We start from the raw sequence: 15,255 nt of genomic DNA, 5'->3' as shown, positions 1-15,255 counted from the left end.
TGAACCGCAACAGCGACACAACATCCGTTTGAGTAAACTGTAGGCGATCTGCCCGGCTAAAAAAGTCTCAGACATATACCAAAAAAAGTATAGCCAAATTCGTCTCATGTATTACCGTAACTCATACCTGCGTCAATATGCCGGAAGTGTATTCAATAAGATATCCTTTTTCACGAGCATATTTGATTGTGTTTCTAATCCGACGCTGAAACTCCATTGGTGATTTAACCTTTCCGATATGAATTTCTATCGTATTATCCCACCGAAAATAGCCGTAAATATTCGTCCCTTTACCAGGAACTCGTAGCCACCGGACTATTCGTGTTAAAGCTAAGCAATCCAAGAAGAATGCCATAATGTCGATTGACAACCATGAAACCTGGTGCATGACCTAAATACAAGAATAATCCAACGAGAAAACTAAATATAAAACTTATGCAAACAGTTTCAAGCGAACGCCCTTGATAAAGCCTGAAGCAAAATTTGAATCTCTTAAACATTTCATCCCACCAATCCTTAAATCTCTGCAGTTGTCTCCATGCCGTGGATTTTCCACCATTTGATCACAGTAACCGCTGACTCCCCAAGATCCTGTAAGTCAGTAACGTGTACAGCATGACAACATTCAAGCTTTTACCCGGACTAGATGCCCCTCATGGATCGAAATCCATTCGTGCCGAGAGGAGTGAATTCTAATCGGGCTACTTTCTCAAATGACCACTCGTATCTCCCTGGTATCCAGCCGCCCCCAAATTTAACCTCCATGTAGCTACCCGCTTGGATCGGCTTACCGGCAACAAAATGCCGCAGGCCATTGCTGCTGCCTTTGTGTCCAAGTGTAATCAGATCTTCAATCATTCCATTTTTTTTCGGCTGCGGAGTCATCGGGTCCTTCTCCCCAACCCACTTCCTGACTTTCAGTTCCAGCCCAGGGATCGGTTCTATCCAATCCGCATCCTAATAATATGTTCCGGTGTGATTCCGAAGTTATCCGCTGTAAATAGTATTCTAAGCTGACTAAAAGAGGGCACTGTCACAATTTCCTCTCCTACTTCGGGGTACCGTCGTAAGATTAAATCGGACCACATTTCAGATACAAATTCATCGTTGCTTTTCAATTCAAATCGTGGCAGATGACTAATAAACTCGGATCGCTTTTTGCCAACTGCCTCTGCATCTTCTTCTTGCTTCCGGGATGCGTAAGGGTAGAGCAGATACATACCAAAATGATATAGATGAATATCTATCTTATTGTCCATGAGCTCGTCCACCAGGTACTTGAGCATTACGAGACAGTCAGGCTTCTTTTCGGCATTCAAAAAGATATCATATCTGTGTCTCAGGTTTCGAAAGAATCTTTCCGGGTATTGGTATACATATAAAAAATCCCCTTTTCAAGTCCTCAATTATTGGCATACATATCGACCTGCACCCGGCTGCAGGCTAGCCACTTCTCCAATCGATCAAAAACCTTAATTTCAAATCCCGATTCATTTCTCAATACTTCAAACCGGATGTTCTCCTCTACCGCCGGCCCTCCAATTGTAACTTGATCTCCTATCAGCATACCTTCAAGATTAGCTTTTCGACTTAGGCTTAGTTTCATAAAACTCATTCTTTCCTTATTAATTAAGTCCAACTGATCGACTCCACAGCCCGTAGCAGTTGTTCAATCAATCTTTACTTGTTGCAGGTGTAAGGCTTTTGCCGAAGCCCAACCGCCGATGACAAATTGACATCGGACAATTTGTCCGATATAATGAAAACAAAACGGACAAACTGTCCGAATCTATAATCTGAAGGGTGAAACTGGGATGTATATCAAAAAGTTGTATTTTTTACCCGTAGGTGAATGTTTCCTAGATCAATCGGCAGTTAATCGAACCCTTGCCCCCGGGAAATTAGTCGGAATGCCTGTGTGGTCTTTTCTATTGGAAACGACCAGCGGGCCGATACTCATCGATACGGGAATGCCCGACGCTTTTATCAACAATCCCGATTACTACAAGGGGACTAGACGTGAAGGGCGCGTCGTCCCCAGCATGTCTGACGGCGACTCGATCGTAAATGTGTTAAAGCGTGTCGGTTATCGACCTGACGATATTCAAATGGTCATTAGCTCCCATTTACACTTGGATCATTCTGGGGGAAACGGGCATTTCCGCAATACGCCGATCCTTATTCAAAGGGCAGAGTATGATGCGGCCATAAACAATGAGGATTACTCTCCATTAGAGTGCAGGCTGCCCGATTTACAATATCAAATCATTGAGGGTGACCATGAATTAATTCCGGGGGTTCAAATTTTATTCACTCCGGGTCATTCCCCTGGCCATCAATCAGTCCTTGTCACAACGGAAAAGTCGGGCCCAGTGCTACTGACATTTGATGTTGCTTATACTAGGGAGAACTTTGAGAATAGCGTACCGTTCTTGACATTCGATCAAGAGATGGCTGCCAAATCGATTACTCGCATGCAGGAGTTAATTCAGGATGTTAGGCCGTCCTATGTTTTCTTGGGACACGATAGAGATCAGGCGCAAAAATGCCGCACCTTTCCTGACTTCCTGTAATGGAGGGACAGGCTATGGATACTCAATCAATGGCTTTATCCGGCAATGAGCGGAAATTAATGGGGACACTTTGCTTGCTCATTATTTTCGGAAACATCAATATGACCATGTTTAATTTGTCTATACCTTCGATTTCCGCTGACTTTGCCCTGACCTCCTCGCAGGTGAGCTGGGTTATGGTCGGTTACAGCATTTTGATGGCTATCGGCGCCGGTACTTACGGCAAGTTAACGGAGTCCTTTTCCTTTCGCCAGCTGTATGTCATTGGTTTAATCCTTTTAGCTTTCGGCTCTATGATCGGCTTTTTTGCAGCTTCATACTTGCAAGTCATCATTGGAAGACTGCTGCAGGCAGCAGGGGCCTCATCCATCTCTCCCCTGTCTTATGCGGCAGTAACCCTGTATTTTAAGCCTACAGTCAAGGGACGGGTGCTGGGAACCTTATCCGCCACAATTGCCTTTGCTTCCGGCTTCGGGCCTGTGTTCGGCGGTTTCGTGGAGCAATACTTTGGCTGGCGTGCTTTGTTCATCGTGTCCAGTCTGAGCCTATTTGTTATCCCTTTGATATTCAAGTATGTTCCTGACAAGAAACACGACCGCGGTTCATTCGATTTTCTCGGAGCTGTTTTGTTCTCCGCGGGACTGGCGTTGGTGTTGCTAGGGGTTACGAACTATTGGTTTATGCTCATTGCAGGAGCAGCAGTTCTTCTATGGTTCGGTACTCATATTCAGAAAAAAGAACATCCATTTATCGATGCATCTTTCATGAAAAATGCTCCTTACCGACGAATTCTAGGGATTGGATTCCTTACCTTCGTATGCAACACGGGGTTAACCTTTACTCTTCCTGTCATGATGAAGAATTCCTTTCATTTACCAACTAGTAAAATCGGTCTGCTGATGCTTCCCGGTGCCGCCTGTGCAGCCTTGCTCGGATCCCGGATCAGAGGTTGGACAGATCGTTTCGGAAGCTCCCGCGTGCTTGTCATATCGCAAAGTCTCGTCATCAGCGGATTTATACTACTGGGGGTATCTGTACATTTGCCGCCATGGATCGACGCTTTATTGATCATTATCCTTATGATTGGATTCAACGGTGTCCTCACCTCTAGCAGCAATTTAGTTTCGACGACACTCCGTTCGGCTGAGCTGGGTGTGGGGATGGGTATTTTCACACTGGCCTATCTCCTAGGCGGAGCATTCGGCCCTGCGCTGGTCGGCCGACTGATTGATCTAAAGATGCCTTTTTTTGTTGTTTATTTTACCATTTCCCTGTTGGCAATCCTGACATACTTATTCGCAAGAAAAGCAAATCCTAGCGGAAGCTATGGTAATTAGTTTGGTAGACTTACGACATGTCCGAAAGATATGGAGGATGAATAGATGAGTAAATTAAATTTCCAACTGTCCTTTGCTGCTATTCATGAGCTGGCCGAGGGGATCCGAACAAGGAAAATATCCCCCGTAGAGATTACAGAACATGCGCTTCACCGCATCGAACGTTTGAATCCGAAACTGAACGTTTTCGTTACCCAAACGTCCGAACTGGCGATTGAACAAGCGAAGCAATCGGAACGCGATATTATGCATGGTCGGTACAAAGGGCCCCTTCACGGGATTCCCATCGTTCATAAGGATCTATATTACACTAAAGGGATCCGAACAACTGCCGGTTCAAAAATATTGAGCAGCTTCGTCCCCGATTACGATTCGACGGTTGCAGCTAAGCTACATGAGGCTGGAACAGTTCTGCTAGGCAAAGTACAGACTCACGAGTTCGCTGCGGGATTGACAACAACTAGCCCGCACTTTGGTCCTTGCCTCAATCCGTGGAACACTGAACTTGTAGCGGGAGGTTCAAGCGGCGGTTCGGCTTCTGCTTTAGCGGCTGGACTTACTTATCTGGGAACAGGCTCGGATACCGGAGGTTCGATCCGCATACCCGCTGCTTTGTGCGGTGTCGTAGGGATGAAGCCGACGTACGGTCGGGTCAGTCGTTATGGTATCATTCCAATGGCCTGGTCATTGGACCACTCGGGTCCGTTGACCCGCTGTGTCATGGATGCGTCCCTGTGCTTGGATGTGATGTCTGGCTTCGATCCAAAGGATGAATCGACTGTCGATCTGCCTGCGCCAGGTATCAAGATGTATCCGAATGGTCTCAGAGGTGTGCGTATCGGATTGCCGACAAGCTACTATTATGAGGATTTGATGCCGGAAGTGGAAGCTGCGATGAAGGCCGCTATCAATAAATTCCGAGAACTGGGAGCAGAAATCATCGAAGTTAGCCTGCCCCTGATCAAACATGTTAGAAGTGCGACGATGGCCATTATGATGACGGAAATGTACTCGTACCACGAGAAGTGGCTTGAGACAGAATTGGAACAGTATGGACCGGACGTCCGAATGTTTCTTGAAAGCAGTAGAGATATTCCGGCTTCCATTTACCTTCAGTCTCAGCGGGCCCGGCAACTAATTGTCAATGATTTTTTGAATGCATTGTCCGGAATCGACATCTTGTTGACGCCGGCAACACCGATCACTGCGCCGCGTGCAGATGATGATGCTAGTGTATTCAGATTGAACTCATTTACGCTTCCGACCAATTTGACTGGCTTGCCTAGCCTGAGCATGCCTTGCGGCTTCTCACCTTCCGGTCTGCCGATTAATATGCAATTGATTGGCCGCCCCTTCGAAGAAGCGACAGTACTAGGTATCGGCAATACTTATGAAATGAATACAGACTGGCACAAGAGACATCCGGATTTGTAAGCCTGACTATATTTGATGGAGGGTAATCTATGGATCAAAAGCAACTTAACTCTGAAGTTAGCAGGAAAGCATCAACCGTAACCGGAACAGATACGACGAGCGACAAGAAAAAAGCATACGAGCAGTTTATTCATACGATCGCAAGTTTAAAGGAACTGGACCTATCGGGCATTGAACCGCATTTGCCTCCAATTTACAAAAAGCACTATACCAAGAAATTAAAAAAAGCTCATCGGTCACCCAAATGAATGTATTTTTAATTTTTCACGAAATGTATTATAATTATGAAGACGGACAACATGTCCTATACACGAAAAACGGACATATTGTCCGTTTTTCGTGTTAAATAACAGTTAAATTAATGATGAGGGGAGATATTTATGGTAAATTCAGAATCGCAATCTGTCTCTCTGAAAATTCCCAGAGAGGAGTTAAACCGAAGACGAATTTTGGCGGCGGCTAGAGAACTTTTCATCAAAAACGGTGTTTACAATGTCAATATGCATCAGATTGCGAAGACTGCTGGAGTAGGACAAGCAAGCCTATACCGCCGCTACTCGGATAAGGGCGACATATGTCAGGAGATCGCGTATGAAGAATACCAACCTTTGTTTGATGAAGTTCAAGCATTTCTTGATCAATCCCCAGAAACCGCTGCCTTGGACCGGCTTTACCATGTAATCGTAAGATATGTCTCTTTTTTAGAGGCGAAAGTTCCTTGGCTCTGTGAGGTCAGCCGGGCCTCAACCGGGCATCGTCCGTTACAATCTCCGTTATGTCAATGGATGCGCAATATAAGCAGAAATCTGCTAAATGAGGCCGTTGAACAGGGAGACGTATCCGGGGTGGACATTTCATATACTATTGAAGCCCTGCTGGCCGTGCTTCACAATATCGATTACCATCTCCAAGATGAAGGCTTTACAAGCCAACGAGTTCTTGATGGATTACACCGCATATTTATTGAAGGTTTAAGAGCTAATAGACATTAATTGAGGGGCTGGCCACAAAGCCACATAACATGGATGAGGGATAGTCCTGCGTAACTCCTCTTTTTATCTCATAATGGTATATTGAATGTACAAAGAAACCATATCCTTTCAAATGGTCGGGTGGTACCTCCATTTTACCCAGGAACGGTTTCTTATTGTTTTACAATTGGAGAATAGGACGTCCCTAGTCATTTTTATGACTTATGGGACAACCCTTTTTTTCTGCCTATGGCTGCTATGCGAGTTGAAGAGATTTGTACAGCACTTGGGGATTTTATTAAAATTTAGTCTATCTTTCTCCTTACGGATATACAGTAATACTTCGTGCATAGATTTATATAAAGTATGGTAAGATACCCCCGTGTATTCTAATACTGTACAAACTGTTATCCGGCCGGCTTTTTGGAGCAAATCGGAAATCACGAAGTCTACATCAGCCTTATATTTATTGATTCTTTCCTGTCTTAGTTTCTCTTTAGTTTCTTCTATTTTTGAAGTTATTTTATTGTTTAATTCGTTATAATTCGTGATTATATTGCTATAAGACATCCCTAAAAATGTGACTACATCCCTTAATGTAATTTGTTCATGATCGTGTGTTTTGATGTACTCATTTGCAAGTGACCAAAGGTATTTTTCCTTTAACTTTTTCTTGTTGTGGTTTTGCTTTCTAATTGCTTTAGAGATTCTATTACCCAGTCCGTGCTCCCAAGGCAGAAAATGGAATTTTTAGATATCGAGCAATTGCCTTATGAGATATTTTAAGATTTTCATACACAAATGTTTGAAGAGCTTTCTCCAATTGATCTACAAGTTCAGCACTGTTATAATTCTGACGTTCTATTGTTTTCCTTTGATAATGTTCTTTATCAAATAGGGCATTAAATATAAAATACCGTTGCACAGCAGGATCAAATAAATAATAGTAGAACGTTAATATTCCAACCTAAAATCGCTCTTGAGTTCTGAAGTAATCCGAGTTTACCCTTCCAATTTAAAAGCCCTCTAAAAATCTGTACCAAATCACTACTACATGTTCTGGTTGGACCGAATTTTTTAGATAACTCCCTTGACAAAAGCTTATTTTTATTTAAATATCCCATGATCTTGTACACAGTATTATTGGACCTTTCTAGTCGACGTGCTATTTCACTCACCGATTGTGTATTCTTTAGAATCTCCCGTGTTCTCTCAATCATACCAACCCAGTCATTAATTGATTTCCACATGTTATCTGAGGTATCAATCCCGTATTCCATCCAACATACTGTACAGATGGAATGCCTATTATATTTCTGACCTTGTACCATATGTTAGCATATATAGAATATATATAGTAAATAGAAACACAAAAAAACCAATAGAAACAAGGGGTTTTGTTTCTATTGGTTTAAAAATGTCTCAAACATATACCCAAAAATGTCTCAGTTATCAACCATATCAGTCTCAATTATTACCGTTACTCACAGCCCCCCTCCCTTATTTTGGCTACTTCATTTGAAGCATATTATAAATCATCTCAGCCGCTTCCGCACGCGTAACTTCCTGTTTGGCACGAAAGCTGCCGTCTGGATATCCTTGTACTAAATTAATCTCAGTTAGACCAAGTACATCCTTTCTGGCCCACTCTACAATTTGAGAGGAATCTGAGTATACACTGCTTTCTTGCTGTGGTGTAGCCTTGATAATGTTATTCACCATTTTAGCGGCCTGCTCCCGATTTATGACCCGATCTGGACCGAAGGCTTTGCTACTAAAACCTCGAGCAACTTGATCCTTAATTGCTGTTTTGAGCAGATCAACATACCATGCAGATAGATCAATATCCTCGAAGTCTAGAGTCACATCTGTTTCGAGCGGTAATTTAAGAGAACGAACAAGCATCGAAGTAAATTCCATACGTGTTACGGGTCTATTCGGTTCAAAAAGTGTGCTGGATGTTCCTTTAACTATACCCAAATTAGCAAGCGTATTTATCTTCTCTCTATTAAATACCCGATCAATGTCGCTAAAATGATTTGGCTTTGTCTCGATTGTTGAGCCTTGAAAGAACTCTGTTTTTGTTTCTATCGGCTCCTCTACAACAGTCTGAATCGGTTTTACACCCCCCGCGCCTCCTGCTCCAACACCTGTGTCCACAGCATTCCCTGTAGTTTTACCACTCGCTTCTTTTGCCTCTGTGCGTTTTCCTTGACTATTTTCTGCCCAAAGTTGAACGGTATACAATTGCTTTTCTTTCAGCTGTCTCCAGATAAAAGCTCGATCCTTACCACGATATAGGACTACTCCTTCACTAGCGAGAACAAAAATATCATTTTCATGCTCTGACTCCCAATGGATGATAAATTCACTATTGGTTGTTTCTGTCTTCGAAAACGCAAATGCTGAAGACGGTAACGTCTCAACCTGACCTTCTGATTGCTTACCTTCACCGCTTGTGTTCACTGGCTTAACAGTAATACGATACAATGTAGAACTATCTAATCCGTCTACTTTAAACTCTTGAGTAGTCGTATGGCCGATAAGCATCTCGTTTTTGTAGACATTGTAAGCATCCGCACCCGGAGCTTCTGGCCATGTAATAAGCAAATCGGTATCCGTTACGCTTTTCACAACCAACCTATGATTTGGTATTTGACCTGGCAATGTACGATACGTAAAGGGAGCAACGTCGCCTTCTCCCGTAGTATTCATCGCCTGTATACCAAACGAGTAAATTATACCAGGCTGGATATCTGAAAGTATGATGCAAGCTTCTCTAGTGTCAAAAACTTCCCCTGTATCTTTGCGGATTACTGCATATTGGGAAGCACTCTTGATTTCATTCCATGTCAGCGAAATCTGTCCATTCCCAAGTTCCGTAACTTTTACATTTTGTACTTGAGGCGGGAGTGTCAGCAGTTCACCCAACGCTGGCGGGCTGTAACCACTGCTGTTCCCACTACTCACTTGAAAAGTGTAGTTTTTCCCACCTGTTAAACCAGATACAACTACCCGTGGTTCCGTACTATAATAATTTTGACCGTTGATTGTTACCTTATATTGAGTTACCCCGTCAACCGGAGCCCATATCAATGTGGCATCGTGCTCGCGAACATCTACAGCTGCAAGTTGTAAGGCCGAATTAGGTAGCGTTAATGCATTGATAGAAGCATCCAAACCTGTACCACTTCGATTGTAAGCCCGAATTTTTATATTGGCAGATCTACCTGCTGGCAAACCTTCAAAAGTATAAGAATGGATACCACGCGGAATTTGCACCTTTGGTTCATCGTTAACATTCAAAATGTACCCTTCAGCCCCCTGCACATCTTGCCACGCTACACCAACAGAATATACATCCTTCGTTACACTTGAAAGTGTAGTTACCCGTTCTGGTAATGTCATAACGCCGAGATGAGCATAGTCTCCAAATCCTGTTTCATTTTCAGCAGATATACGATAGTTATACTCCGTTCCCGCCTGAAGCTCAGTATCGGTGAATTCTGTATACACATCGTTATAAACCGAGACCTTATCTCGCTCTAGAGCATAGTAGGTGGCAGTGATTACAGAATTCCACTTCAAGTCGATTCCATCTTCTCTTACAGTTACATTCCGGAATCCGCTTGGGCTGTCTGGTAGACTTAAAAAAGATACATGCTTTGCTGCCCCCTCTCCCATGGCGTTTATAGCGGATACAGAAACTTCATAATACTTACCAGGCTCCATCCCCTTAATCGGATTATACACATCTTGTGTAACCGTATCCTTAAATATGATTTCTCCCGTGCTTGCGTCCGCTGCTGTAATAATATATTTATTAGCTGAAAAAACTGGCGTAAAGTCGGCCATGATTTCTGCTGAATGACGAGAGACCGGTCGCAACAGAACATGCTCAGGGGCATCAGGTAACGTTAATACACGGACTCGATTAGAATATGCATTGCCTCCTACATGATTACTGCAACGCAGTTCATACTCATATTCATGTCCTCCCAATAGCCCTGTATCTGTAAAAGAATTTGTCGGATGGTTAACATCCCAAACCTCATTTGTTGTTAGATTTCGGACTGTATAGACATAACCATCATCAAGACCGGAGGGGAGAGTCCATTGCAAATCAACCTCTGTGTTGCGTACAGATGTTACCGAAAGCTCAACCGGCTTCGGTTGCTTTTGAAGGCGAAGTGCACTGCTGACCGTTTCATACATGTTTCCTGCCTGGTCTTTCACCTTCGCATGGACATACCATTCGCCTTCATTTGAGAGATCCAGCTGGACTATAGGATCGGCTGCAGCCTCCCAGTTTTCGGGTGAATCGGAGCTGTTCGTGATTTTATACTGCCTTGTCGATGGATCAATCTCCGAGTGCTGGTCAGTATATTGTATGTTCACATGAATATTAGTATCTTTCCATTCACGCATATTGGGTGTCAGTTGAATGCTCGGCGGCTCCAAATCGATATAAGACATTGCGTTCACCGGAACGCTTCGATTTCCAGCTGCATCTACAGCTTGAGCAGTCACTTTTACAATTCCCGAACTATTTAATATTCCCGATGAACCAGGCACATAAGTGCCAGAACCCAATTGATATTCATAATGCACTGCTGTAGTATCCGTTGCACCCGAGAGTGTAAACTGTACTGGTTTATTGATATATCGGTTAGGATTCGTTACCTCAGAAAACATAACTTTCGGAGGGGTGGGTTGGGTACGATCAATCATGACCGATTGAGTCACAATGGGACTAGACACATCAAGATTATTGATCGTCCGCGCTGATAGTTCGTAACTCCCTTCTGCATTTAATGTAAAAATGCCGTTATATGTCAGCCAATCCCCAGTTGGACTCAAACGATACTGTGTCTTCTTAATTCCATTTGTAGAGTCACTTCCCGACTCAATGGCAATGTCCACATCACGGTTCGTTGGACCCGTTTCGCTAGCCCGTATAACAGGAGCCGTTGGCCCCTTTTTATCAACGGTGACTTCTTTGCTTACCTCCAGGCTCACATTACCGACATTATCAATGGAACGAGCATAAATCGTGCTTTTGCCATCTTGGTTCACATGAAACACTCCACCATAATCCTGCCAAGCCTGATTCACAACACCGGACAATCGAAATTGAGTATGGGCTAGTCCAGAATAATCGTCTGCGCCCGGTTGTAATGAAATGGTATATTCATTACTGTTTCCTGTTGCATCTATAATGGGAGGAGTTGGTGGCATCCTGTCTATTCGGACATTGGCGGAAGAAAGACCACTATACTGGTTATTGACGTCCACTGTTCGGGCATAAATTGTATTTACACCATGATCATTGACAGTGAAGGGACCAATATATTGCTGAAATGCTCCTCCATTCAGGCTATATTCATAGTACTTTAATCCTTCAGGAGCCACATCCCCATCAATCCACACGGTTACAGGCTCTTTGGTCCACCCTGTAACAGCCTGTCCCTCTGCACCAGCATGAATCTGGGGTGGTTTAGGCATCAAGTCTGATTTGGGAATAATACGAATTCCAAACTTGGATATTTCATCACTTGTCTGTTGACTAGTTCCCATCGCTCTGAAATATCGTACATCCCTTAATGTAATAGAGTCGGTGATATCTATCCATTTTCCCTGGTAATAGCTATTGGCATAGAATTTCGTTACATTAGTCCATGTATATAAATTCGTTCCGTTGGGTCTCCAGCTGTCGCCTGCGGCGGCATTAGATGTATATATATCTGTATGATAAGACCCCTCAATGTAAACAAAAATCCTGTAATCCGAAGTCTTAATAGATCTTCCAATATCAACAAAACGATTTGTCGGCTGTTTAGTTCCATCACACGTATACCTTGCCGACCCCATGCCAGTGTATACTTCCGTTGCTCCTACTCCACTTCCTGACCAAGAGCCCCAACTATCGCCCCCACCTGGCAAATTATTTTGGCAAAAAGGACCTCCGATGATTTCTTGGGTAGCAGCCGATACCCTTTCCGGAAATATGGGAATGGTCATTAATAAGAGGAGTAAAGCCAGTACTCCATACACCCATTTATTGTGCTTCCTAACCTTTCGTTTATTTTTTCGATACATACACTTCTCCTTACTTTATTTTATTTTCAAAGAGTTCTACGTACTCGCTAAAATAGAAAAAGCACCTCAAACGAAGGCAATAATGCCTAGGTTCGAGGTGCTTCCTCAAGTTCACGAGTATGTTTTGAAGCTATTATACTTCGTTTCAAACAGGATGTAAACAGAACAGCAAAATGAACTGTAATAAATTTTCGAAACACTCATCCCAGAGACCCTTTTGAAACTTTAATTGGCCTGAACACCCAAGTTCCGAAAAAATCCCCGCATATTCTGCATGTAAGAATCCTCAGGAGCAGAAGATTCCTTAAGAAGATTTTGCATACTATTCATAAACGCGGAAGCTGAGGATGTATCCGCTTTGTCAAACCTATTCGTTAACTGTGGTTTATTTAACAGCTCTTCAGTCTGTTCTGTACGTTCCTTGTATTTATTAATCCAATCGGGGTTTTTAGGAACCTTTTGTGCAAAACTCAACAGCTGGCTTAATCCATTTCCTCCACCCTTAATGTCATTCATGAACGCAGTATATTTTTGAGGATCGACCTGTTTCATCACTTCCGACAGCTTGACGTAGTCCTCAGGGGCACCTATCGGACGATCTGTAGGAGTCGTGTAGCTAATATCTCCGGTCTCTGAATCAATGGTTCGTGTCAAGGCAATACCAGCTATCTGGTTCATGGTTTGCATAAATTCCTTAGCTTTATCGCCTTCCATGTAATGATCCGCAATATACTTGGACTGGGAAACTCCCATCTCCAGCAATACCGCGCGCTGCTTCTCATCCGTTACCGTTCCATCGACGATAAAATTGGATTGAATCATATTGTACACAGCATCGGATACTTCTTCCGGTTGGCCCTCCAAAACCCGGTTTAATGCATCGTTGATCTGAGTTGTGCCAAAATACTTGGCAGCATGTGACACGATATCCCCCTCAGCCAGCTTTCTGCCAGCTTCACTAATCTCCACGGTGTCCTGAACGACGAACCTGGACACTTTTTCTTCATGTAGCTGGGGGGACGGAACTTGCTTGCTTGTCGGATTGATCCGTAAGCTACCAGAGCTAAGAACCGCTTGTTGTGCTTTAAGAGGTTCAAAATTCATTCTACTTCCTCCTGTCATGTTTGTAACAGGCAATCTAAGGCGTATGTACGATGTAATGTAACCCTGTTGCTATATATATCGGACAAAGCATATATGGAATGAATATATGCTTTGTCCTAAAAATGAACAATTTTTGAAGTAAGATCCTGACTCTGAATATAAATTGTTAAAATAAACAATCTGACGTTGTCATTGCTTTATAGACAGTACATCAACCACCATAAATGCTATAAGCAAAGTGATATACAATATCTGTAGCTGTAAGTGAAGTACCTGACACCTGGGCAGCTACACCTGAAAGATCATAGTAATGTGTAAAGCTTATGGGACCAGACAAGTATTCTGCAATACTTCCCGTAGAATGCGGCAGGGAAAGGGTCACACTAAAGGCTCCATTTTGATCCGTATAACCAGTACCTGTACGAGTTCGATTCCCGCTGCTTTCAGTCCAGTTCTGGTTCAACCATGTCACATTAACTGGTGCATTTGCTACTGGATAATTATCCGTTGTAGTAACAACACCCTTTACAGTCAGGCTGGTGTTTCCATTAACCCGATAATGGCGACCGTAAGAGTAGGATGGATAGTCATTCGGACCGTTTTTAGAGTCATAACCGTTAATTACAATTTTTCCAGCCCGAAGTACTGGTTTAAGTGTGAGTGCATATAAATGGTCGGGTGAATACTGGTTTGTGGTGTATACTCGCACATAGTAGGTTCCCGTATTCAAAGTGACATTATGATTGGTTTGCGGCAGAAGCACCATTTGGTTGCCACTAAGAGCCCCATAAACTTCCGCTTTGTAACCGTAGCTTTCCGAAGTGCTGTCCAGTTTGACATTCAAACCATCATAATTGCGATTCGCAGGAATTGTGATTTGATACCAATCGTTGTCAATTCCTGAATGAATGGAGCGTGAATTCAGGGTAGAGCCCCCTGTACTAAATGTAAAGTTATAGGCATGAAAAGCACTCTCATCCGGTTCATAGGCATCATATTGAGAGCTTATATCCACAGTTAAATAGAAAGGGTCATTTATGCTTGATCCCTTTTTGGAATGGACTGCAATTGCGTAAGCTTTCTCAGATCCGGTAGCATTGCGGCTTACTACGTTTTCAGGAAGTGATGCAGACCCATGTTCATACTTGTTAAAATAGGTTCCATAAGTGGAGGCATCAATAGCATTGGGGTTAATATCCCCTGTCGTCATATCAAATTCGTATAAATATAAGTCATAGTCAAGCTGTTCTGAAAATGGACCATCCAATTGTGCCTGCAACAATTCACCTGGCTTCACATAAATCGGATATAAAAACTGTGTGCCTCCCTCTTCCGTAATTGTACCTGAATACGTAGCAGAAGAAGCTGTGGCTGCCGTTGGACTAGCTTTCAGGGAAGGAAGGGTCTCCCTTTTCAAAGAGAATGTCTCTGGTGCTTTAAAATTGATATTTTCCTGCATGTTATAAACGGAGGATGTAATACCTTCAGGCTTGTCCACCTGGGTTAAACGCTCAATAACATCTTCATTGTTCGTTGTTAGCTGAAAATTGGAATCAGCTTCAACAGCTTGTTTTTCCTTGTTCATCTCTGTGCCTTGACTCGCGTTTGCAGTCATCCCAAAAGCAAACAGGAGCATCAAGCTTAGCATAACTGAAATAGCCTTTCTGAACCTCTTCATACTGAAATCCCCTCTCAAATGGTTTAAGGAATTCCCGCTATTCCCTGGAGAATCAGGGT

11 protein-coding genes are annotated in these 15,255 nt (G+C 43.1%); 5 read left to right on the top strand and 6 right to left on the bottom strand.

Translation table 11 applies throughout. The features are described from left to right. Nucleotides 1-642: 642 nt before the first annotated feature. The 3 genes from MMB75_RS01890 to MMB75_RS01880 all read right to left on the bottom strand — a co-directional run bounded on the left by MMB75_RS01890 (nt 643) and on the right by MMB75_RS01880 (nt 1,639). The gene (locus tag MMB75_RS01890; protein WP_167440709.1) at nt 643-885 is read right to left on the bottom strand and encodes a hypothetical protein; all 243 of its coding nucleotides are present in this window, start codon (nt 883-885) and stop codon (nt 643-645) included. 56 nt (nt 886-941) lie between these two features. Next, on the bottom strand, nt 942-1,259 hold the full coding sequence (locus tag MMB75_RS01885; protein ID WP_225164786.1) for a hypothetical protein: 318 nt from the start codon (nt 1,257-1,259) through the stop codon (nt 942-944). A gap of 143 nt (nt 1,260-1,402) precedes the next feature. Next, nucleotides 1,403-1,639 (bottom strand): hypothetical protein, encoded by a 237-nt coding sequence (locus tag MMB75_RS01880; RefSeq protein WP_238797211.1) that lies wholly within the window; start codon nt 1,637-1,639, stop codon nt 1,403-1,405. Between the two features lie 175 nt (nt 1,640-1,814). Between MMB75_RS01880 and aiiA the strand changes: the two genes are divergently transcribed. The 5 genes from aiiA (at nt 1,815) to MMB75_RS01855 (ending at nt 6,336) form a co-directional block, all read left to right on the top strand. Next, nucleotides 1,815-2,573, top strand: a complete 759-nt coding sequence (gene aiiA / locus MMB75_RS01875) for a quorum-quenching N-acyl homoserine lactonase AiiA (protein WP_123797423.1) — start codon at nt 1,815-1,817, stop codon at nt 2,571-2,573. Between the two features lie 14 nt (nt 2,574-2,587). Then, entirely contained in the window at nt 2,588-3,910 is a 1,323-nt protein-coding gene (locus MMB75_RS01870) for an MFS transporter (protein WP_123797424.1), read from the top strand. Between the two features lie 45 nt (nt 3,911-3,955). Further along, nucleotides 3,956-5,344, top strand: a complete 1,389-nt coding sequence (locus tag MMB75_RS01865) for an amidase (protein ID WP_123797425.1) — start codon at nt 3,956-3,958, stop codon at nt 5,342-5,344. Nucleotides 5,345-5,373: 29 nt separating this feature from the next. Further along, nucleotides 5,374-5,592, top strand: coding sequence for a hypothetical protein (locus tag MMB75_RS01860; RefSeq protein WP_039276151.1), 219 nt, complete (start codon nt 5,374-5,376; stop codon nt 5,590-5,592). A gap of 132 nt (nt 5,593-5,724) precedes the next feature. Beyond that, complete coding sequence (locus tag MMB75_RS01855) at nt 5,725-6,336, top strand: TetR/AcrR family transcriptional regulator (protein WP_013372237.1); 612 nt, start codon at nt 5,725-5,727, stop codon at nt 6,334-6,336. Nucleotides 6,337-7,824: 1,488 nt separating this feature from the next. On the opposite strand, the gene MMB75_RS01850 is transcribed toward MMB75_RS01855, so the two are convergent. From MMB75_RS01850 to MMB75_RS01840, 3 genes are all read right to left on the bottom strand, one after another. After that, the gene (locus tag MMB75_RS01850) at nt 7,825-12,414 is read right to left on the bottom strand and encodes a fibronectin type III domain-containing protein (RefSeq protein WP_277506846.1); all 4,590 of its coding nucleotides are present in this window, start codon (nt 12,412-12,414) and stop codon (nt 7,825-7,827) included. A 225-nt stretch (nt 12,415-12,639) separates the two neighbouring features. Further along, nucleotides 12,640-13,518, bottom strand: a complete 879-nt coding sequence (locus MMB75_RS01845; RefSeq protein WP_016821662.1) for a hypothetical protein — start codon at nt 13,516-13,518, stop codon at nt 12,640-12,642. A 211-nt stretch (nt 13,519-13,729) separates the two neighbouring features. Then, the gene (locus MMB75_RS01840; protein WP_277506845.1) at nt 13,730-15,196 is read right to left on the bottom strand and encodes an Ig-like domain-containing protein; all 1,467 of its coding nucleotides are present in this window, start codon (nt 15,194-15,196) and stop codon (nt 13,730-13,732) included. Between the last annotated feature and the right edge of the window lie 59 nt (nt 15,197-15,255).

Source organism: Paenibacillus sp. P2(2022) (genome assembly GCF_029522175.1).
GTDB lineage: Bacteria > Bacillota > Bacilli > Paenibacillales > Paenibacillaceae > Paenibacillus > Paenibacillus polymyxa.
The sequence above is the reverse complement of the archived record's forward strand: the minus strand, read 5'-3'. Positions and strand labels throughout refer to the sequence as shown.